The following is a 21,346-nucleotide window of genomic DNA, read 5'->3' as shown; positions in this document are numbered from 1 at the left end:
GCCGTCAGTCGGCCAGGTGCACGGAGAAGAGGTCCTTGGCGTCGGGGAAGAGATCGAGACGCGTCGGGTCGATGGTCAAGTCGGTTCCGTCGCAGAGGAGGTCGATGGGCGGCTTGTCGTCCTTGCCGTCGTCCTTACCGCCGTCGCCGCCCTTGCCGTCGTCCTTACCGCCGTCATCCTTGCCGCCGCCGTCGCCGTCCCCGCCCCCGTCGCCCTTGCCACCGTCGTCGGGCCGTTCGGTCGGCGGCGCGGGCGGCTCGGCCGTGCAGCGCGGGGTGACGACCGCCTTGGCCGTGGCCTCCCCGTACTTGCTCTCCGTACCGGGGATGACGGTCTTGCCCACGGGCTTGTGCGTCTTCACGGTGACGGTGAAGGACGTCGGCAGGAAGTCGGGCCCGCGGCAGTCGGTCACATCCGCCCCGTTCTGGTCGGCGAACCACTGCGCCTGGTCACAGGCGTTGGTGCCGCCCAGTCCCCGTCCGTCCAGCAGGTCGTCCCATGCGCTGCCGTTCGCGATCGCCTCCAGGAACCCCTTGCGCAGCTGGTCGCGGTAGTCCTGGGCGGCCGCGAGGGCCGCGGCGTCGGCGGCGGTCTGTCCGCCGTTGCGGGTGGCTCCGGCCTGGCCGACGGCGAAGAGGGCCAGCGCCAGGAAGAGCAGGCCCGCCACCGCCGTGATGTAGATCGGAAATGCCTGGCCCGCGTCGCTCCTCAGATCTCGGCGCGCTGTCACGGGACCGGTCAGATGCCGACGACCTGCGAGATCTTGTCGGAGATGGCGTTCGCGATCATGCTGCCGAAGTCCGTGGTCGACAGGACCAGCACGATGGCGACCACCACGGCGATGATGCCCAGATATTCGATCGAGGTCTGTCCCCGATCGTTCCGCATGACGCGCTTCCCCATTGTGTTCCCCTCCATGGGCTGCCGTCCCTCTGTGGTCCGGCGACTCAACCCCCGTGGTGTCGCTCGCGACACGAGCAAAGTACGCCGAAACAGCCGTCTCGGAACAGTGCCCTAGGAAGCATTGCCTTCCCCGTCCACCACGTTCGAACCGTGGACGTGACGACCAACCCCGACCGCGCATCCGTCTCACCCCCTCCCGCACCGAGGAGTTCTCCGTCGACGACTGTCCCACATTGAATTGCAACCGCGAAGGAGCTTCACCTAAAAGAGACCGTCAGTCCCCGGTCACCGAGCCGAAGTCGGTGCCCGAGCCGATGAAGAACCCCGCGACGAGCAACACCATGGTTCCGGGCACCATGAAGGTCGTGATGACCATGGTCGCCTTCGGCACCGCGCGGGCCGCGCGCCGCCGGGCGTTCTGCGCGTCCGTACGGCGCATGTCGTTCGCAATGGCGATCAACGTTTCGACAATCGGAGCGCCCAGCTCCTCGCCCTGCTGAAGGGCGGTGACGAACTGCGCGACCTGTTCCGAGTCATTACGTTTCCGTAGTTCCTCGAACGCCTGGCGGCGGCTGACACCCATGTCCATTTGCCGAAGTGTGATGCGAAGTTCATCCGCCCAGGGACCCTCATACTTCTCGGCGACCCGGTCCAGGGCCTGACGGAAGCTCAAGCCGGCGCTCACCACGACGGCCAGAACGTCCAGAAAGTCCGGCAACGTCCGCTCGATCGCGTCCTTGCGCTCGCGCACCGCCGCCCAGATGCCCACCTCGATCCAGAACAGCCCGAACGCCACCAGCAGCAGCGCCAGCAGGACTTGGCCCTTGACCAGCATCACCAGCGCCCCGACGAAGCCGAGCGCCCCGTAGACCGCCCGCCGGGCGGCGTAGCGATCCACCGTCAGGCCGCCCGGGTTGCCCGCCAGATCGATCCGGCGGCGGACCCGGGCCACCCGCTTCTCCCCCATCAGCCGCAGCACCAGCGGGGCGTAGCGCATGCCCAGCCGGTCGACGGCCGAGCCGACCGCGGTCGTCCGGCTGGAGCCGACCTCCAGGGCCACGGCCAGATCGCTGGGCAGCTTGGCCTCGCTGCGGTACAGCGTGATGCCGTAGGCGATGCCCGCCACCGCGAGACCGGCCGCCAGCGCCAGCAGCAGTGCCATCAACCTCAAGTCCCCTCTACCTGGCTTCGCTAGACGTCGATCTTGGACATGCGGCGGATGAGGAAGAAGCCGATCCCGTACAGGCAGAAGGCCACGACCACCGCCGCCTGCCCCCAGAAGGACGAGGTCATCCGGTCCAGCGAACCGGCCGAGATCCGGTTCATCAGCAGCAGCGTCCCGATCCCCAGCAGCGGTACGACATAGGCGGTGACGGTCACCTGCGAGAGCTGGGTGCGCACCTCCCGCCGGGTCTCCTTGCGCTCCTCCAGCGTCTGGGTGAGGTTGCGCAGCGAGCTGACCACGGTCCCGCCCGCGCGGTTGGACAGCACCAGCGTGGTGACCAGCACCACCAGCTCCCGGGACGGCAGCCGCTCGGCCAGCTCCTCCAGGGCGTCGTCGATCGAGTGGCCCACCGCCAGCTTGGCCGCGACCTTGGCCAGCTCCTCGCCCGCCGGCGCCTCCATCTCGTCCGCCGCCATGCCGAGCGCGGTGCGCAGCGCCAGCCCGGCCTGGGTGGCGTTGGCCAGGATCCGTGACAGCTCCGGCAGTTGGTTGATGAAGCGCTCTATCCGCTTCTGGCGCTGCCAGCTGAGGAACGCGAAGGACCCCCAGACGGCGACCACCGCCGCTATCGGACCGAAGAACGCCGCGAGGAAGGACGCCGCGATCAGCCACAGCCCGGCCGCCGCCCCCGCCGTGTAGACGAAGAACTCCCCCGGGGTGATCTCCAGGCCGGTGGCAGCCAGCCGCAGCTCCAGCTTCCGGCCCAGGGAGGTGGTGCGCAGCCGCCGGTCGACCCCCGAGAAGCGGCGCGCGCGGGTGGTGCCCGGCAGCGGGCCGGTCTCCGACAGCCGGTCGATCAGCGCGCGCTGCTGCTCCTTGCCGCGTACGTAGGTGTGCACGCCCACGACGCCCAGCGCGCCGCACACCAGCGTCGCGCCGAGGGCGGCCGTCGCGAGATGGTCCATGGGCCCTGCTACCTCCGGTCCCTGGGGTCGAACGGGGGTCGGTCGTACGGCGGTCGGTCCCGTGGCGGTCCGTCGTACGGCGGTCGATCCTGTGGCGGTCCGTCGTACGGCGGTCGGTCCTGTGGCGGTCCGTCGTACGGCGGTCGGTCCCGTGGCGGTCGGCCGAACGGGGGCCGGTCGTACGGGTCGTATCCGGCCGCGCGGGTGGCCAGCTGCGCTGGGAAGGCGGCCACGCCGAAGGCGGGCGGCACCGATTCGCTGGCCATCCGCAGCCGCTCGGCGACCCGCTCCGGCAGCGGGAAGTAGCCGAACCGCCCGTGCACCACCCGGTCCGCGCCCATCGGCTGGGCGTCGAAGCGACAGACGGTGGCGATCCGGTACGACTCGTGGCCATGGCTGTCGAGCAGCGCGATCTCGCTGATCCGCCGTGAGCCGTCGGCGTGCCGGACGAGCTGGACGATGCAGTCCACGGCGCTGTTGATCTGGTCCCGCAGCGCCTCGTAGGGGATCGCCACATCCGACATGGAGGCGAGCGTCTGGAGCCGCATCAGCGCGTCCTCGGCGCTGTTGGCGTGGACGGTGGCCAGCGAACCGTCATGGCCGGTGGACATGGCCTGGAGCATGTCGAGGGTCTCCCCGCCGCGCACCTCGCCGACGATGATGCGGTCGGGGCGCATCCGGAGGGAGTTGCGGACCAGGTCGCGGATGGTGATCCGGCCGCTGCCCTCGACGTTGGGCGGCCGGGACTCCAGCCGGATGACATGGGTCTGCTGGAGCTGGAGCTCGGCCGCGTCCTCGACGGTGATGATGCGCTCGCCGTCGGGGATCAGCCCGGAGAGGGCGTTGAGCAGCGTGGTCTTGCCGGATCCGGTGGGGCCGGAGACCACCACGTTGAACTTGGCCCGCACCAGCGCCGCGAGCAGCATCAGCATCTGCTCGTCCAGCGTGCCCATGCCGATCAGCTCATGGAGGGTGTAGGCGCGGGGGAAGCGGCGGATGGTGAGCGTGGCGCCGGTGAGGGCGAGCGGCGGGATGATCACGTTGACGCGCTCTCCGGACGGCAGCCGGGCGTCCACCATCGGATTCGACTCGTCCACCCGGCGGTTGACCGTGGAGACGATGCGCTCGATGGTCTGCATCAGCTGCTCTTCGGAGGCGAAGCGGACGGGGACCAGCTCGACCCGGCCCGCGCGCTCCACGAAGATCTGGTCCGGGCCGTTGACCATGATCTCGGTGATGGAGGCGTCCTCGAGGAGCGGTTCGAGCACCCCGAGGCCGAGCGCCTCGTCCACCACCCGGCGGATCAGCTGGGAGCGCTCGCTGGTGGACAGCACCGGGCCCTCGCGGCTGATGATGTGGCCGAGCACGCGCTCCAGGCGGGACCGGCGCTCGGCGGTGGAGAGGGACGACATCTCCGCGAGGTCGATCTCCTCCAGCAGCTTGGCGCGGTAGGCGGAGACGAGGTGCCCGTCCTGGCGCCCGCTGCCCTCGCCGGGCCCCTCGGGCGCGGTGATACGGGCCCGCAGGCTCATCGTTCGCCTCCCATCGCGGCCGGGGCCAGGCCGCCGGTGCCGCCGTCTCCGTCGTCGCAGGGCATGGTGGCGCTCTTCTCGGCGCTGCCGAAGTCGAACCCGGGGATGACGGAGGGGATCTCCACGGTCGCGGTGGCCTGCGCCTCCCCGCCTCCGCAGCCCCCGCTGCCGATGCTCGCCCCGTCGGCCAGCCACCCGCTCATCGCCGCCTTCCCGGCGGCCTGCGGGCTGGTCCGCGGCTCGTCCAGGGACGCCGTCCGCGCCGCCGCCCGCGCCGCGGTACCAGCCTGCTGCGCGGCGTACGCGGCGATGCCGAGCTGCACGGCGGCGAGCGCGACGAGGATGAGGATCGGCAGAAACCCGAGGAACTCGATGGACGCGGACCCGGCGTCGTCCCGCCCCCGGCTGGAGGCGAGTCGCGCGCGCACGTGGTGACGGGTCATCTCACTCTCCTCCGCCCGCCAGGTCGGTCTCGTCCGCCGCGCCCGCGGTGCCCGTGACCGTCCAGGGGAAGTCGGCGGCGCCCGGGAAGAGGATCGGGACGTGGAGCTTGACCGTGGCCTTGTAGACCGTGCCGTCGCCGCCGCCGCAGTCGATGTCGGCGGTCCAGGAGCCGGGGACGTCCTTGGCGGCCGCGTCCTGGCAGGCGCCCGCGCCCTTGGCGGCGCCCGCGCGGGCGCCCTTGTCGGCGGAGTTGCCCGCCAGCGAGTAGGTGTAGCCCACCAGCACCAGCTGCCAGATGACCGCGAGCACGATCAGCGCCAGCGGCAGGACGCCGAGGAACTCGACCGTCACCTGGCCTCGGTCGCCGCCCCGCTTGCGCAGGAAGCCCCTGGTGGACGGCGGGGCGATCTCGTTCAGCGCGTCGGTGCCGTCGCCCACGCTGCCCTGCGCCGGGTCGCCGCCCGCCTCTATGGCATGGCGCCGCCGCAGCCCCGGCAGGGCGCGGTCGCCGCCCCCGGCCGCGTGGCCGCCCCGGTGGCCGCCCCGGCGGCCGCCGCCCTGGGCTGCCGCCTCGACCAGGCCCAGCTCACCGGCCAGCCCCCACAGCGCCTGCTTGACGGCCGACTTGGCGTCCAGGTCGTGCATCCGGCCCGAGTCGACGGCGGGCTGGAGCTCCTTGAATCCGGCCGGGATCGCCGTGCGCGCCACCGTCGTACCGGTGGCCCGCTGGACCAGCTGCGGCTGGATCTCCGCGCTGCGGGAGTGCCGGTTGACCACGGTCACGGTCTCCTCCGCCTTACGGATCTGGAGCCGGTCCCACAGCCGCACCATGCGCTTGGCGGCGCGCACCGCGACCACGTCCGGGGTGGTCACCAGCAGCGCGATGTCCGCGAGCTCGACGGCGGCGGCGCCCGCGGAGGTCATCTGCGTACCGCAGTCGACGATCACGACCTCGAAGCGCGACCGCAGCGCGCCGATGACCTGCCGGGCGGTGCCGTCGGTCACCTCCTCGCCGCGCTCTCCCTCGCCCGGCGCGAGCAGCAGCCCGAGCCCGGTCTGGTGGGTGAACACCGCGTCCTGGAGCACCCGCGGCGAGATGTCGCTGATCTGCGCCAGATCGGCGATCGAGCGGCGGAACTGGACGTCGAGGTACGAGGCGACGTCCCCGGACTGGAGGTCCATGTCGACCAGCGCGACCTTACGGCCCGCGGCGCGCGCGGCGAGCGCGAGCTGTACGGCGGTCACGGTGGTGCCCACCCCGCCCTTGGCGCCCGCGACCGCGACCAGCTTGCCGCCCGGCCCGGCGGGATACGGATCGCCGCCGCCCCCGAGATGGCGCCGCACGCCGGTGGCCCACTGGGCGGCGCCCTGCACGCGGGCCGCCAGTTCCTCGTACGCCAGCGGTATTCCGGCGATGCCACGGGCCCCGGCGTCCATGGCGGCCGAGTACAGCGCGGGTCCCGCGTCGGCGGTCACCAGCACCACGCCCACCGCCGGGAAGCGCAGCGCGATCTCGCGGATCAGCTCCAGCGCCGGGGCCGGGCCGATGCGCTCATGGACGAGGACGACCTCCGGCAGCTCCTCCAGGGAGGCGGCGGCCAGCGCGGCGAGGGTGTCGAGCAGCAGGGTCGAGTCGCCCACCGGCGCCGACGGTTCGACACCGGGCAACTGGCCGAGCAGCCCGCTGAGGGAGTGGGCGGCGTCGGGGTCGCCGACGGCCGGCAGGATTCTGATCGTCACCGCGGCACCTCCTCACTCATTTGTCGCCGTCGAGGGTGTAGGTGCGGTCGTCGGGGTCTATGGAAGAGCCCCCGCCGGGCGCGACCAGCGCGAGCCGCACATGCGAGGCGAACGACTCGGCGTACGCGACGCGCTGGGCGTTCCTGGTGTCGAGCGCGAAGGTGATCGGCACGGCCTCGTTGATCCGCCGCTTGTCGTCCTGGTCCGGCTCCAGGGCGGTGATCTTGCCGAGGTCGAGCACCTCGGCGCCCGCGACGATCAGCTTGGAGACCGGCTTCTCGCCCTGGGTGTCGCCCTCGAAGGTGGCGAAGATATTGACCCTGGCCCCCGGGGTGATCTTGCCCGCGACACCGGTCGCCGCGTCGACCATGATCGCGATCTCCTGCTGCCCGGGCTTCAGGGCGGGCCGGTTCACGATCATGTCGCGCTGGAGCAGCGACCCCTTGGTCAGCTGGGTCACCGCGATCTTCCCGCGTAGCTCGTCGAGATCGGTGACGGCGGTGGAGGGCACATAGCGCTTGGGCATCGAGACCTTCTCGAACTCCCCGGCCTCCAGCGCCTTGTACGGCTTGACGTCCGAGGTGAGCTTGTAGGCCGTGGTCTCGGGGCCGACCTTCGACTCCACGTCGTTGACGACGGAGAGGACTCCGGCGAAGGCGCCGACGGCGCACAGGACCGACAGGAGCAGCAGGATGACTCCGCGGCGCTGGCGTGAATTCATGGGTCGCACAACCTCGTTCGGGGACGTTACCGGCTGGTCAGGGCGGGACGTTGGGACGTGATCAGTGCGGGGATCTCATCGCCGCGGGCCACCGGGCAGGAGCAGAAGGCACAGCGGTCGCCGATGAGTTCGAAGCCGCACCAGTGGCATTCCTCTCTCCGTACGGAGGCCACGAGCTGGTAGAGGACCGAGAGGTCGGGGATGGCCGCGGCGAACTCGATGAGCTTGGGGGTGCCCCACCAGCGCGCCGACTCGGCGGGCAGCGGCACCTCCTCCACGCCGCGCACGCCCCAGGCGGGGGCGAGGGCGCCGGTGACCCAGTCGTCGTGGCCCGCGCCGCCGCCCCCGTAGCCATGGCTGCTGAGCTGGCCCCGGGCGATCGTCATGGAGGTGGCGTACCCCGGGGCGGGCAGCTCGGTCGCGCCGCCGACCTTGACCAGGTGCGGGGTGGGGTGGGCGAGCACCCCGAAGTGGGCGCCGGGCACCCAGGACTTGACGTGCGAGGTGAGGCTGACCGGGACCCGGTCCAGCCTGGCGACGCTGCCCAGCAGGGCGCCCGCGTGGATGTAGTGGGAGAGCAGCCGGGCGGCGCACGCCAGGACGCCGGGGCTGAAGTCGGATATGGACAGCTGGCGCAGCTGACGGGCCAGCACGGCCACGGCCAGCGGAGGCAGTTCGAGTGGCAGCAGCGCCATCCGGTCGCTCTCCAGGACGGAGCGCACGGTGTGGAGTCTGCGGACCACGGCCGCGGGGGTCGCGGCCGGGTAGAGCACGACGAGATAGCCCTGCTGGTCGAGGAGGGTCCCGACCTCGGCGAGGGCGTCGTCGAGTGACTGTGCGTCCGGCGGGCGGAGCACGACGGCCGACGGGGTCTGCCCGTCGGGCGGCGGAAGCACCAGCTCTCGGCCGGTGACTGCTATCGCGGTGGGCACGTGGGCTACCCCGTCTCACATCGGCGCCGAGCGGCGGCGGCCACAGGTCTCTACTGCCCCTGTCTCTTTAACTGCCCCTGTCCTGGTGCGTCGTCACTTTATCCACGAAAACGGCGTGAGAGAACAGTTCCTCTGGGTTACGCACCCCGGGTCCGATGCGGAGTCCGCGCATCCCCTTGACAAGGTTATTGGTCTGGACCACTTTACGTTCATACGGTGGCCACCGTCCGCAATCTCCTCCTTCACACCGGCTTCCCAACGGATTCCCCCACGGAGGCAGTCATGGACCGTGCCCCACACCCTCGCCCCATCCGACTCAGACGCCGGTTCGCCCGGCTGACCAGCGCATTCGCCACCATCGCCCTGGGCGCCACCGGACTGGTCGCCCTCGGCGGCACCGCCGAGGGCGCCGCCGCCAACCTCGCCCAGAACCCCGGCTTCGAGTCCGGCCTCAGCGGCTGGACCTGTTCCGCCGGGAGCGGCACCACGGTCGCGAGCCCCGTCCACAGCGGCTCGGCCGCCCTCAAGGCCACCCCGGCGGGCTCGGACAACGCCCGCTGCGCCCAGACCGTGGCCGTCAAGCCCAACTCCTCGTACACCCTCAGCGCCTGGGTCCAGGGCAGCTATGTGTACCTCGGCGCGAGTGGCACCGGCACCACCGACGTCTCGACCTGGACGCCCTCCGCGACCGGCTGGCAGCAGCTCAGCACCAGCTTCAGCACCGGCGCCAGCACCACCTCGGTGACCGTCTACACCCACGGCTGGTACGGCCAGCCCGCCTACCACGCCGACGACATCAGCCTGACCGGCCCCGGCGGCGACCCCGGCGACCCGGTGCCGGGCGCGCCCGGCGGCCTCAAGGCCGGCGCCGTCACCTCGTCCTCCGTCGATCTGTCCTGGTCCCCGGTCACCGGCGCGACCGGCTACAACGTCTACCGGGACGGCTCCAAGGTGCAGTCGGTCGGCGGCACTTCCGCGACCGTGACCGGACTGGCGCCGTCCACCTCGTACCAGTTCCAGGTCACCGCCACCAACGCGGCGGGTGAGTCACCGAGGTCGGCCGCCGTCACGGGCACCACCTCGGCCGGAGGCGGCGGGGGCGGCGGCACGGTGCCCAAGCACGCGGTCACCGGCTACTGGCAGAACTTCAACAACGGCGCGGCCGTGCAGAAGCTGCGCGACGTCCAGGACCAGTACGACATCATCGCGGTCGCCTTCGCGGACGCCACCGGCACCCCCGGAGCGGTCGACTTCACCCTCGACCCCGCCGTCGGCTACGGCAGCGAGCAGCAGTTCAAGGACGACATCAAGGCCAAGCAGGCGGCCGGGAAGTCCGTCGTGATCTCCATCGGCGGCCAGAACGGCACGGTTTCGATCAACGACTCGGCCTCCGCGAACAACTTCGCCAACTCCGTCTACGCCCTGATGCGCGAGTACGGCTTCGACGGCGTCGACATCGACCTGGAGAACGGCCTCAACGCCACCTACATGACCCAGGCGCTGCGCTCCCTGTCGGCGAAGGCCGGGTCCGGCCTGGTGATCACCATGGCCCCGCAGACCATCGACATGCAGTCCACGTCCAACGCCTACTTCCAGACGGCGCTGAACATCAAGGACATCCTGACGGTGGTCAACATGCAGTACTACAACAGCGGTTCCATGCTGGGCTGCGACGGCAAGGTCTACTCACAGGGCTCGGTCGACTTCCTGACCGCCCTGGCCTGCATCCAGCTGGAGGGCGGTCTTTCCCCGTCCCAGGTCGGCCTGGGCCTGCCCGCCTCGACGCGCGGCGCGGGCAGCGGCTATGTCTCCCCGACGGTCGTGAACAACGCCCTGGACTGCCTGGCCCGCGGCACGAACTGCGGCTCCTTCAAACCGTCCCGCACCTACCCGGGTCTGCGCGGCGCGATGACCTGGTCCACCAACTGGGACGCGACGGCGGGCAACGCCTGGTCGAACGCGGTGGGCCCCAAGGTGCACGGGCTGCCGTAATGGCGTGACACGGCGCCTTTTCGACGCGGCGCCTTTTCACGGGGCCGTGCCGCGGCCCCTTCGCGGGGAGGGGCCAAGGGGGCCGGGAGCGCAACCGCTCTTGGCCCCCTCATCCGCATTTTTCACCCTCACGTGCAGGGAAGACGTCGCGCGGGCTTGACAACGCTATTGGTCTGGACCACCTTATACGCACGCCACAGGGGCCCCTGAACGCGCACTGGCACCACCTCCCCCACATCCCCCCACGCACGGAGGCTGTCGTGGTACGCGCACAGTTCACCAAGCGGCTGCTCGGAGCCGCCGCAGTCGTCGCCCTCGCCGCAGGAGGGCTCATATCCGCCGGCTCGGCCAACGCGTCCGAGGACCACCCGGACGCGAAGCAGCACGCCGCCGCCGTCCCCGAGCACGCCGTCACCGGCTACTGGCAGAACTTCGACAACGGCGCGACGAAGCAGAAGCTCTCGGACGTCCCGGACGACTACGACATCATCGCGGTGGCCTTCGCGGACGCCACCGGCACCCCCGGAGCGGTCGACTTCAAGCTCGACCCCGCCACCGGCTACAGCGACGAGCAGCAGTTCAAGGACGACATCAAGGCCAAGCAGGCGGCCGGGAAGTCCGTGATCGTCTCCGTCGGCGGCGAGAAGGGCTCCATCTCGGTCAGCGACGACGCCTCGGCGGACGCCTTCGCCTCCTCCATCACCGGCCTGATGGACAAGTACGGCTTCAACGGCGTCGACATCGACCTCGAGAACGGCGTCAACTCCACGTACATGACCAAGGCCCTCAAGGCCATCCACGACAAGAAGAGCGATGTCGTGGTCACCATGGCGCCGCAGACCATCGACATGCAGTCGGCGTCCACGGAGTACTTCAAGACCGCCCTGGCGATCAAGGACTTCCTCACGGTCGTCAACATGCAGTACTACAACAGCGGCTCGATGCAGGGCTGTGACGGCAAGGTCTACTCACAGGGCTCGGTCGACTTCCTCACCGGCCTCGCCTGCATCCAGCTCGAGAACGGCCTCGACCCGTCCCAGGTGGGCATCGGCGTGCCCGCCTCCACCAGCGGCGCCGGCTCCGGCTATGTCGAGCCGAGCGTGGTCAACGACGCCCTGGACTGCCTCGCCAAGGGCTCCGGCTGCGGCTCCTTCAAGCCGTCGAAGACCTACCCCGGCATCCGTGGCGCGATGACCTGGTCCACCAACTGGGACGCGGCCAACGGGAACGCCTGGTCGAAGGCGGTCGGCCCGCACGTCCACGGGCTGTAGGCCCTCAAGGCGCGAACGACAGTTCGACGTATGCCGGTGCGCCCCGCTCACACCACGCGGGGCGCACCGGCGTACAGGCGTTCGCTAGGGCTTGGGCAGCACGCAGCCCGCCAGGTTCAGGTCGATCTTGTTACCGGTGGTCACGCACTTGGTGATGATGTAGGTCTCCTGGGCGTAGTTGATGCCCTGGCGCACCGTCACCGTGCCGTTCTCGTCCACCTCGCACGGGTTGTTGAGGGTGCAGCGGCCGCCGTCCTCGTTGCCCGTGTTGTTGACGGCCACGACCTTGCCGGACGCCGGGTCGACGACGGGAGAGCCCGACGTTCCGCCGATCGTGTTACAGGCGGAGGTGTAGCGGACCGAGTCCTTCCAGGTCCAGTCCCCCTCCTTAAGCCGGTATGCAAATCCGTCGATATTGCAGGAGTAGATCTTCTTCCAGTAGCCGGAGACCACATTGATGGCGGAGCCCTGGGCCGGGTGGCTGTCCGACAGCTGTAGCGCCTTGATGCCGTACGACGACTGGATCTGGGCGTACGTCGACGTCAGCTGGTACAGCGAGATGTCGGTGTCGGTCATCGTCGCGTACGCGACCTTGCTCGCCCGGACGGTGCCTGCCCGGCCGCCCGAGGCGGTCAGCAGGGTGAAGCTCCGGCTGGACGGCTGGTCGACGATCACCTCTCCCGCGCCGGGGAAGCCGCTCTCCAGGCAGTGGCCGTTGGAGAGGACGAGCGCGGGGTCGCTGTCGGCCGAGCCCGGCATGCGGACGACGGAGCCGGAGCAGTTGCTGAGCGCCACCGTGCCGGTGAAGTCGACCGCCTTCGGGGCCTTGGCGGAGACCGTGGCGGAGGCCGGGGCCTTGACGGGGGCCGGGGCCTTGGCGGGGGACGCGGCCGTGGCGGGCGCCGCGCCCGCGCCGACGAGGGTCGCGCCGCCCAGTAACAGGGCCGAGAGCGCACCGACGAGAGATCTGTTCATGCGGGGGGTTCCTTCCCTCGATGAGAGATTCCTTCGGCTTCGACCATTTCCCACCCTTGCGCATGTCATGCGCATGGCCGAACACTGGCGCAGCAGTCGCTCGCCCTTACCCCCCAGGAGATGTCATGCGACGTCGCATCAGCGGTAGACGGGCCACCGCCCTCACCGCCCTGCTCACCCTCGCACTCGCCGCACCCATGGCAGCTCAGGCCGACGATCCCAGCTCACGGCCCGGCACCGAGCGCACCGCCCCATCCGAGGCCGAGACCGCCGCCGACCAGAACGTGCGGCAGTACGAGGTCTCCGGCCCCGCCACCAAGGCCGACCGCTCCGCGGTCGCCGCCACCGGAGTGTCCATCGACGAGGTGGACGCCCGCTCCCTGGTCGTCACGGCCGACCCGGCGCAGGCCAAGCGGCTGCGCGCGCTCGGCTACCGGCTCACCGCGCTCCAGGGCCCGCCCGACCGTGCCGAGGGCAGGGCAGCCAAGCCGTTCGACTTCCCGTCGGCCGATGCGAAGTACCACAACTACGCCGAAGCGAACGCCGAGATCAACGCGGCGGTGGCCAAGTATCCGTCCATCCTCAGCAAGCGCGTCATCGGAAAGTCGTACGAGGGCCGCGACATCGTCGCCCTCAAGATCAGCGACAACGTGGCCACGGACGAGAACGAACCCGAGGTCCTCTTCACCGCGCATCAGCACGCCCGTGAGCACCTTACGGTGGAGATGGCGCTCTATCTGGTGCGGCAGTTCACCCAGGGCTACGGCAGCGACTCCCGGATCACCAACGCGGTCAACGGCCGGGAGATCTGGATCGTCCCCGACGTGAACCCGGACGGCGGCGAGTACGACATCGCCACCGGCTCCTACCGCAGCTGGCGCAAGAACCGCCAGCCCAACTCCGGCTCGTCGTCCGTGGGCACGGACCTCAACCGCAACTGGGACTTCAAGTGGGGCTGCTGCGGCGGCTCCTCCGGCTCCCCCGGCTCGGAGACCTACCGCGGCCCCCGCGCCGCCTCCGCCCCCGAGGTGCAGGTCGTCGCCGACTTCGCCCGCAGCCGGGTCGTGGGCGGCAAGCAGCAGATCAAGGCCGCGATCGACTTCCACACCTACAGCGAACTGGTGCTGTGGCCGTTCGGCTGGACCTACGACGAAACCACCACCGGCATGACGCGGGACGACTACGACGCCTTCGCCGCGGTCGGCAAGAAGATGGCCGCGAGCAACGGCTACACCCCGGAGCAGTCGAGCGAGCTGTACATCACGGACGGCGCGATCGACGACTATCTGTGGGGCACCCAGAAGGTCTTCGCCTACACCTTCGAGATGTACCCGACCTCCTCCGGCGCGGGCGGCTTCTACCCGCCCGACGAGGTCATCGACCGCGAGACCAGCCGCAACCGCGACGCGGTGCTCCAACTCGTGGAGAACGCGGACTGCATGTACCGGTCGATCGGCAAGGAGGCGCAGTACTGCGCCTAAGCCGGGGCCGTATGGCACGCCAGGCGCCGTCCCGGCGGTATCCCCGCCGGGACGGCGCCCCTCACGATCCCTCGTCCGAGGGCGTGGCCCCGTCTTGCGTTTGTTCACGCTGTGTGGCGGTTCCCTCACAGAGTGGGGGGTTCCGGCTACGCTGCTAGGAGGGCGGGTCTGACAGCACAGGTTTCAACCACGTGTCGGTCGGACCCTCACTGTTGTTCCGGTGGCGGCTCGCACCCCCTCGTCGGTCAGTCGGTGGCAGGTGCGCCGAGCATCGTGGAAGCCTGCTGGATTGGGCTGGGGACACGTGTGGGCGCGGCGGTCTGGCGGAGGCCGGAGCAGGTGAAGCCGAGCCGGGTCATGGCCCGGAGAACTTCACCGGCGCTGAAATCGCGGCGGTCCTGCCGCGTGATGACCTGCCCGACCTGCTTGACCGGGTAGGTGCGGCGGCCGATGATCACGGACTCACCGATGACCTGTTCGGGCTTGACGCCCTTCATGGATTCCAGAACGCCGCTCTTGGTGAGGTCGAACGGGAAGCGGGCGATGATGCAGCGCATGATGCCTCACAGGGAGAAGAAGGGGATAGTTCTACCGCGGTAAGGCGGTTCAGTGGGCGAGGACGCCCCGAGCGCTGTCCTGGTCTTCGACGACCGGCAGTGCGACGTATCGGCGGTCCAGGGCCGCGTGCTCGGCTTCGGCGGTCGTGGTCACGGGCGAGGTGGACGGCCCACCGCCGCTGAGGATGTCGCGCAGTTGGACCCGGTCCGTGTACGCGGGGCTGTCACGGACCGCGGTGAGCTGGGCCCGGGTGACCAGTTGGGTGCACGGGCCGTCGTTGTCGCAGACGAACAGCTGCCCGGTGCGGGCGCCGGCCATGACGGACAGGGCGACTTCGATGGTCATGTCGTCGCTGACTTGCAGTGGGCCTGTGTCCACGGCGTCCGCCGCAGTCTGGTGTGCTTGGGTGACGTTCGTCGAGCGGGGCTGCATCTGAACCAGCGTCAAAAGGTGCCTCCGGCAGTGGTGGGTCAGTTTCCTGATCACGGAGTTTCTAGGCCGCCGCGTCGAAGGAAGTCTGCCGCACGGTCCTGCGTCGGGCAGCCGAGGCGGGGCTGCGTCGGCCGCGTGTGGATGCGCTGCGCTTGCGCTTCTCGGCCGCCGGCGCGGTGATCGTGACGGGGATCCCGGAGGGTGCCTGGGCGCCGGTGATCTGACTCAGGGCCTCTTCGCCGACGCGGATCTGGGTGGTCTGGGGCACGATGCCGGCGGCGGTCATGAGGCGGGTCATGTTGCGGCGCTGGTTGGGGGTGACCAGGGTGACGACGCTGCCCGACTCGCCGGCCCGCGCGGTGCGGCCGCCGCGGTGAAGGTAGTCCTTGTGGTCGGTCGGCGGATCGATATTGACGACGAGGTCGAGGTCGTCGACGTGGATACCGCGGGCGGCGACGTTCGTGGCCACGAGCACGGTGACGTGTCCGGTCTTGAACTGGGCCAGGGTCCGGGTGCGCTGGGGCTGCGACTTGCCGCCGTGCAGGGCGGCGGCCCGCACTCCGCTGTTCAGCAGGTCCTGCGTGAGCCGGTCGACGCCGTGCTTGGTGTCCAGGAACATGATCACCCGGCCGTCGCGGGCCGCGATCTCGATGGTCGTACGGTGCTTGTCCGCGCCCCGCACGTGGAGCACGTGGTGCTCCATCGTGGCGACGGCGCCCGCCGACGGGTCGACGGAGTGGACGACGGGGTCGGTGAGGTAGCGGCGGACCAGGCGGTCGACGTTGCGGTCGAGGGTGGCGGAGAACAGCATCCGCTGGCCCTCGGGGCGCACCTGGTCCAGGAGCGCGGTGACCTGGGGCATGAAGCCCATGTCGGCCATCTGGTCGGCCTCGTCCAGGACGGTGATCGCGACCTGGTTCAGCCGGCAGTCACCACGGTCGATGAGGTCCTTGAGCCGGCCCGGCGTGGCCACGACGACTTCGGCGCCGCCCCGCAACGCGCCTGCCTGCCTGCCGATCGACATTCCGCCGACGACGGTGGCCAGGCGCAGCTTCACCGAGCGGGCGTAGGGGGTGAGCGCGTCGGTCACCTGCTGGGCCAGCTCACGCGTCGGGACGAGGACCAGGGCCAGCGGCTGGCGGGGCTCGGCGCGCCGGCCTGCGGTGCGGGCCAGCAGAGCCAGGCCGAAGGCGAGGGTCTTACCGGATCCGGTGCGTCCGCGTCCCAGGGCGTCGCGGCCCGCGAGGGTGTTGGGCAGGGTCGCACCCTGGATCGGGAACGGGACGCTCAGGCCCTGCGCGGTCAGCGCGGCCAGCAGCTGGGCGGGCATGTCGAGGTCGGCGAAAGCCTCGACCGCGGGCAGCGCGGGAGTGATCGTCTTCGGCAGGGCGAACTCGCCCGAGGCCGCGGCGGACCGCCGACCGTGGCCACCCGAACGGCTCGGGCGCCCTGATCGGCTCGGGGCGGACGAGCCGAAGCGACTGCCCCGGCCCGAACCGGTGCCGGAGTTGAAAGCGGGGCCGCTGGTGCGGCGGGTCCGGGAGGAGCGGTCGTTCGTACGTGTGGGGTTCATTTGAGAACCTTCCTCGATACGGCACGTATCAAGGAATTCCCGCAGCGGAAATTCAGCGCGGGGAATCACGAGAACGGGCCGAAATGGAATGCGAAAGCGAAGACGCCATGCGGTGAATCCGCTGTGGGACGCAGGTGATGAAATGGGTGACGTAATATCGGCGTGGGATGCCGGACGTCGATGGGTGTGGCCCGGGAGAGGCGCGCACTCCTGGAGAAGAGCTGGGAGCGGTTCTGTCCCACAGGAGGCATCACCGAGGGAAATCCCCGTAGCCGGGGCCCGCACCCCGAGGGGCGCGGGCCCCGGCTACGAAGTGCGCGTCAGCGTCAGGCGGGAACGATGTTCTCGGCCGTCGGGCCCTTCTGGCCCGGGGCGATGTCGAAGGTGACCTTCTGACCTTCGAGCAACTCACGGAAGCCCTGGGCGGCGATGTTCGAGAAGTGGGCGAACACGTCAGGACCTCCACCGTCCTGCTCGATGAAGCCGAAGCCCTTGGCCGCGTTGAACCACTTCACAGTGCCAGACGCCATGTCATATCTCCTTGTGGGGCAGTACGCCGGCACCCGCGATCCACGGACACCGGGTCGCCGCAATGATGCCCCGCCCGGAGAACAACCGGAAATACAAAACGCTTCCCGCAGCTAAATGCTGGCGCGAGCGTTGAAGTCTTGGGAACCACAACTGCAACTGAGATCGACAGTAGCATGCGGTGGTGGCCGCGCACGATCGATGGAGCGAATTCGTTCGCTGCGCTAAACACACTGCCCGCGCGACATATTTAACCCTCGTCTCGCGGCAATAGATATTGCCCCACACGCGACACAGTGTTCCGGCAAGAGCGGCGCGGCATGCTCCGCGCGCAGCAGGCGGGGCCGGGCCACCTCAGCCTGCGGTCGTCGGGGTCTCCGAGGCGGCGGCGTGCCGGTATTCGGCGTTGCTGCGCTGGGCTTCTTCGAGCTGGTCTTCGAGGACGACGATGCGGCAGGCGGCCTCGATGGGGGTGCCCTGGTCGACGAGCTCCCGGGCGCGGGCGGCGATGCGCAGCTGGTAGCGGGAGTAGCGGCGGTGGCCGCCCTCGGAACGCAGCGGGGTGATGAGGCGGGCTTCGCCGACGGCGCGGAGAAAGCCCTGCGTGGTGCCGAGCATTTCGGCGGCCCGGCCCATCGTGTAGGCGGGATAGTCGTCGTCGTCGAGACGGTCGAACGATTCGCCTGCTGTCATTTGCACCTCTCTGTGGAACGGGTGGAGGGGCCCGGGTGCCATATGGCACCCGGGCCCCGAAGGAACTGCTACACCATCTGCCGGCCCTGGTACTGCGCCGGCCTTCTGTGTCCGCTGACCCGACCTGGAAGTTGTCGGGGCTGCGGGGATCGCGGTTGCTTGACCGGAGACCACCTCACTATCGATGTCCTGCGGTACCCGGGCTCAAGACTCCGCCCGGGCGATCCTGATGGCGCCTGGTTCCTCCGTTCTTCCCTCTGGGATCTGAGTACTGCTCCTGCGTGAACTGCGGTACTGCTCGCGGCGGCCCCTGATCACTGCGGGCCACCCGGTCCGGCCGCCAGTCCCGTCGCCGTCCTGCAACAACCCTGGCTTCGAAACTCCACCGCCGCACCGTCCTGCGTACTGCAACTGCGGTTAACCCTGCCCGGCAGTTCGTGTCTCCGGGCCCTGCTGTCTCTCTGGCTACGAGAGAAACCATAACCACGCCACCGCCCAATGTCTACTCCAGCCAGGATAGATTTTCGTGACCCAGGCGGAGAGATAGTCGGCACAGGCCACGGGACGGGTGCCCGGCGGTCCCGCTACAGCCGGGCGCGGCGCCGACCTGCACGGTGGCACAGACGTAGGTGGCCCCTGACCGGCGATGATGCCGGCCAGGGGCCACCCGCCACATGGGCCTGCGTCAGCCGTCGTTCTCCGCCGACGGGATGTAGGCGCCCGGCACGTCCCTGGGAGCGTAGATCTTCTTCTCGCCCGGGTACGGCTTCGCCCAGTTGTGTGTCTGGTACCACGTGAGGTGGTTCATCTGGGCGGGGGGAGCGTAGTCCGGAACGGCGTTGGGGCCGGTCAGCCGCTGCTTCGACTTCCACCGGTCCCACTCGGCGGCGACGCCTCTCATGTCCGTCGGCACCGAGGCCGACGGCACGGCCGCCGCCTTCGGGCTCTGCGCCGCCGGGGTGTCGAGACCGCAGGACGGCGGGGTCTTCACCCCGTCGGTCAGCGAGGTCCGGTTGGGCAGCGCCTTGAACGGCGTGAAGTCCGGTTTCCGGGTGAACGCCGAGGCCATCGTGGTGGCCGCGGTGTCCTTCTGGTTCATCGGCTGGATCCCGAGGATCTGCTCGATGGTGCGCGCCATGTTGATCTGCGAGTAGTAGTGGCTGTCCACCGCACCGTGCTTGGCCCAGGGGCTGATGATCTGGACCGGGGCACGGTGGCCGTCGACGTGGTCGAGACCCGCCTGGGAGTCGTCCTCGACGACGAAGATCGCCGAGTCCTTCCAGTACGTGCTGTGCGAGATCTTGTCGACGATCTGGCCCACGGCCAGGTCGTTGTCCGCGACCTGGGAGGCAGGGCTCACCGGGCCACCGGTGTGGTCGCTGGAGAGCCAGAACATGTTCAGGTTCGCCGGACCGTTCTTCTCGAAGTCCTTCTGCCAGATCTGTGCCCGGTAGATGTCCGGGACGCTGGTGTCGAACTTCGGGAAGCCGTGCACCGACACATCGTTGAGCGACGGGATCGGCGAGGTCGAGTTCAGCGGGTAGGCGGTGTCCTGACCGGTCGCCGCCATGTTCTTGCTGTCGCAGTACAGGTTCTGCCAGCTGGCGTCCGACGGCTTGGTCAGGAACTGCTGGAACTCACCGAAGTCCCGGACGGACTTGCGGGCCGCCTGCGCACCGGTCCAGATGAAGCCGGTCTTCTGGTGGCCGAGGGCGTCGTCCTCGGTGTCGTAGCTGCGGGCGTACTCACCGGCCGAGGACTCGGTGTACTCCGGGTCGTCGGCCTGCATCAGCCAGTTGTGGCCCTCGGCGGAGTTGGTGCCGATGTCGTACGTGTTGTCGTACAGGCCGAACTGCTTGGCCAGGGCGTGCTGGTTCGGCGTGACGTTCTCACCGAACTCGGTCAGCGACGGGTCGCCGTTGCCCTGCGGCATATCACCGAAGACCTGGTCGTAGGTCCGGTTCTCCTTGACGAGCAGGAAGACGTGCTTGATCGTCGAGGGGTCGCCGAGCTTGACCGGGACCGGCACCGGCTTGGCCGGGGTGCCGTCGGTCTTCTTGAGGGACTCGCCGTTCCAGCCGTTCTGCTTGAAGACCTTGCGGGTGTAGGACCTGATCACGCTGTCGTCGGGCAGCGTGAACTTCTGCACGCTCGACGTCGTGTCGTGGGTGCCGCGACCGCCGCCGGCCTTACGGCGGGCGTCGATGCCACGGGTGTTGGAGACGTACACCTCCTTGCCGGAGGTGGTGATCTCCGAGGGGAAGTAGTCCGTGGGGAGCAGACCGATGTAGCTGACCGGCTCCTGCGCGGAGGTGAACTTGTAGACGGCGACGGCGTTGGCGCGGCCGAGGGTCACCAGCAGGTGACCGTCGTCGGTGAGGGTCACCGCGTCGGGCTCATAACCCACCCGGGCCTTGGCCCACGGCTGGGTGGAGATGGTCTGGACGACCTTGTCCTTCGCCGTGTCGATGACCGACACGTTGTTGTCGGCGGTGTTGGTGACGAACACCACGCCGTTCTTGGCGTACACGGCGGTCGGGTGCAGACCGACCTCGATGCTGGAGACCGCGGCGTCCTGGTTCGCCAGGTCGATCACGCTGACCGTGCCGCTGGTGGTGGCGGCGGTCTTCTGGTCGGCGAGCACCTGCGTGCCGTACGAGTTGATCGTGGGCTCGCCGGGCTTGGCCGGGCGGCCGCCCTCGTTGCTCACGTAGAGCTTCTTCCCGACGACGACCATGCCGCGCGGGGCGTTGCCCACGTTCCAGCTCTGCTTGACGGTCCCGGTCGCGGCGTCGATGGCGACGACCCGGTTCTGGCCGTTGACCGCGGAGTACGCGGTCTTGCCGTCGGCCGAGAACGCCACCGCGCCCACCAGTGCGTGCTTGGACCCCTGCGCCGGGATGCTGACGGTCCGCGGGCTGGAGACGCCGCCGTCCGCGTTCACGGTGAACACGGTGTAGCCGTCCGGCTGGCCCAGCCACAGCTGCTTGCCGTCGGGCGAGTACGTCGGGCCTTCCTGGCCCACGTTGTTGCTGCCGATGCGGGGGTTCGACGACGCGGCGTTGCTGACGAGCTGTTGCGTCTTCCAGTTCTTCAGGTCCACGATGGCCAGGGCCGCGCCGCCGTCGGTGACCGAGGCGGCCATGTGCGTGCCGTCCGGGCTGACCGAGGACGACATGATCTTGCCCTGGTTGATGACGAGACGGTCGCCGTACGGGGCGATGTACTGGTTGCTGGAGACGACCTGGCCGTTCTTCGTGACCTGACCGACGTGCTCCGTGCCGAACTGGTGGGTCTGCGCGAGCGCCGTGCCGGTGGCCACGAGGGCTACGGCGGTGGTGCCCGCCGTCAACAGCGGTATCCGGCGGCCGATGCGTCTGCTGATGAGGTTGATCCGGGCTTCCTCGACGAGTTTGCGGCGGCGAGTCACCTGCATTGAGG

19 protein-coding genes are annotated in these 21,346 nt (G+C 69.6%); 3 read left to right on the top strand and 16 right to left on the bottom strand.

Features of this window, described 5'->3' with window-relative positions; genetic code table 11:
* Positions 1–4 precede the first annotated feature (4 nt).
* The 9 genes from ABD329_RS20275 to ABD329_RS20235 form a co-directional block, all read right to left on the bottom strand.
* Positions 5–730, bottom strand: coding sequence for a pilus assembly protein TadG-related protein (locus tag ABD329_RS20275; protein WP_198278572.1), 726 nt, complete (start codon positions 728–730; stop codon positions 5–7).
* 8 nt (positions 731–738) lie between these two features.
* Entirely contained in the window at positions 739–888 is a 150-nt protein-coding gene (locus ABD329_RS20270; RefSeq protein ID WP_162496074.1) for a hypothetical protein, read from the bottom strand.
* Positions 889–1,177: 289 nt separating this feature from the next.
* A complete protein-coding gene (locus ABD329_RS20265) occupies positions 1,178–2,065 on the bottom strand; it encodes a DUF5936 domain-containing protein (protein WP_198278571.1) in 888 nt (295 codons plus the stop codon).
* Positions 2,066–2,094: 29 nt separating this feature from the next.
* Positions 2,095–3,033 carry a type II secretion system F family protein gene (locus tag ABD329_RS20260; RefSeq protein WP_198278570.1) on the bottom strand — a complete coding sequence of 313 codons (939 nt, stop codon included), beginning with the start codon at positions 3,031–3,033 and terminating at the stop codon, positions 2,095–2,097.
* Positions 3,034–3,041: 8 nt separating this feature from the next.
* Positions 3,042–4,565, bottom strand: coding sequence for a TadA family conjugal transfer-associated ATPase (locus tag ABD329_RS20255; protein ID WP_198278569.1), 1,524 nt, complete (start codon positions 4,563–4,565; stop codon positions 3,042–3,044).
* Positions 4,562–5,008 (bottom strand): TadE/TadG family type IV pilus assembly protein, encoded by a 447-nt coding sequence (locus ABD329_RS20250; RefSeq protein ID WP_198278568.1) that lies wholly within the window; start codon positions 5,006–5,008, stop codon positions 4,562–4,564. The genes ABD329_RS20255 and ABD329_RS20250 overlap by 4 nt, the downstream gene beginning before the upstream one ends.
* Before the next feature lies 1 nt (position 5,009).
* Positions 5,010–6,749: a CpaE/TadZ family protein gene (locus tag ABD329_RS20245; protein WP_344316716.1), complete on the bottom strand. Its 1,740-nt coding sequence runs from the start codon at positions 6,747–6,749 to the stop codon at positions 5,010–5,012.
* A 16-nt stretch (positions 6,750–6,765) separates the two neighbouring features.
* Positions 6,766–7,470: a Flp pilus assembly protein CpaB gene (gene cpaB / locus ABD329_RS20240; RefSeq protein WP_198278566.1), complete on the bottom strand. Its 705-nt coding sequence runs from the start codon at positions 7,468–7,470 to the stop codon at positions 6,766–6,768.
* A gap of 26 nt (positions 7,471–7,496) precedes the next feature.
* Entirely contained in the window at positions 7,497–8,402 is a 906-nt protein-coding gene (locus ABD329_RS20235; protein ID WP_198278565.1) for a hypothetical protein, read from the bottom strand.
* Positions 8,403–8,684: 282 nt separating this feature from the next.
* Here ABD329_RS20235 and ABD329_RS20230 point away from each other — a divergent pair, with 282 nt between their 5' ends.
* A complete protein-coding gene (locus tag ABD329_RS20230; RefSeq protein WP_198278564.1) occupies positions 8,685–10,394 on the top strand; it encodes a chitinase in 1,710 nt (569 codons plus the stop codon).
* 260 nt (positions 10,395–10,654) lie between these two features.
* Positions 10,655–11,665 carry a chitinase gene (locus tag ABD329_RS20225; protein ID WP_198278563.1) on the top strand — a complete coding sequence of 337 codons (1,011 nt, stop codon included), beginning with the start codon at positions 10,655–10,657 and terminating at the stop codon, positions 11,663–11,665.
* 84 nt (positions 11,666–11,749) lie between these two features.
* On the opposite strand, the gene ABD329_RS20220 is transcribed toward ABD329_RS20225, so the two are convergent.
* Positions 11,750–12,640: a S1 family peptidase gene (locus ABD329_RS20220; protein WP_344316714.1), complete on the bottom strand. Its 891-nt coding sequence runs from the start codon at positions 12,638–12,640 to the stop codon at positions 11,750–11,752.
* A 125-nt stretch (positions 12,641–12,765) separates the two neighbouring features.
* Here ABD329_RS20220 and ABD329_RS20215 point away from each other — a divergent pair, with 125 nt between their 5' ends.
* Positions 12,766–14,121, top strand: a complete 1,356-nt coding sequence (locus ABD329_RS20215; RefSeq protein WP_198278821.1) for a M14 family metallopeptidase — start codon at positions 12,766–12,768, stop codon at positions 14,119–14,121.
* Between the two features lie 245 nt (positions 14,122–14,366).
* Here the strand turns inward: ABD329_RS20215 and ABD329_RS20210 are convergent, their stop codons facing one another.
* From ABD329_RS20210 to ABD329_RS20185, 6 genes are all read right to left on the bottom strand, one after another.
* Entirely contained in the window at positions 14,367–14,678 is a 312-nt protein-coding gene (locus ABD329_RS20210; RefSeq protein ID WP_198278820.1) for an SCO5918 family protein, read from the bottom strand.
* Between the two features lie 49 nt (positions 14,679–14,727).
* Positions 14,728–15,126, bottom strand: coding sequence for a CBS domain-containing protein (locus tag ABD329_RS20205; protein WP_198278819.1), 399 nt, complete (start codon positions 15,124–15,126; stop codon positions 14,728–14,730).
* 46 nt (positions 15,127–15,172) lie between these two features.
* Positions 15,173–16,684 carry a DEAD/DEAH box helicase gene (locus tag ABD329_RS20200; protein ID WP_198278818.1) on the bottom strand — a complete coding sequence of 504 codons (1,512 nt, stop codon included), beginning with the start codon at positions 16,682–16,684 and terminating at the stop codon, positions 15,173–15,175.
* 326 nt (positions 16,685–17,010) lie between these two features.
* Positions 17,011–17,214: a cold-shock protein gene (locus ABD329_RS20195; RefSeq protein ID WP_020868774.1), complete on the bottom strand. Its 204-nt coding sequence runs from the start codon at positions 17,212–17,214 to the stop codon at positions 17,011–17,013.
* Between the two features lie 352 nt (positions 17,215–17,566).
* Positions 17,567–17,905 carry a MerR family transcriptional regulator gene (locus tag ABD329_RS20190; RefSeq protein WP_198278817.1) on the bottom strand — a complete coding sequence of 113 codons (339 nt, stop codon included), beginning with the start codon at positions 17,903–17,905 and terminating at the stop codon, positions 17,567–17,569.
* Between the two features lie 685 nt (positions 17,906–18,590).
* Complete coding sequence (locus ABD329_RS20185) at positions 18,591–21,341, bottom strand: bifunctional YncE/alkaline phosphatase family protein (RefSeq protein WP_198278816.1); 2,751 nt, start codon at positions 21,339–21,341, stop codon at positions 18,591–18,593.
* Between the last annotated feature and the right edge of the window lie 5 nt (positions 21,342–21,346).

Source organism: Streptomyces javensis, assembly GCF_039525925.1.
GTDB classification, from domain to species: Bacteria; Actinomycetota; Actinomycetes; order Streptomycetales; family Streptomycetaceae; genus Streptomyces; species Streptomyces asiaticus.
This window is presented reverse-complemented; position numbering and strand designations above follow the sequence as displayed.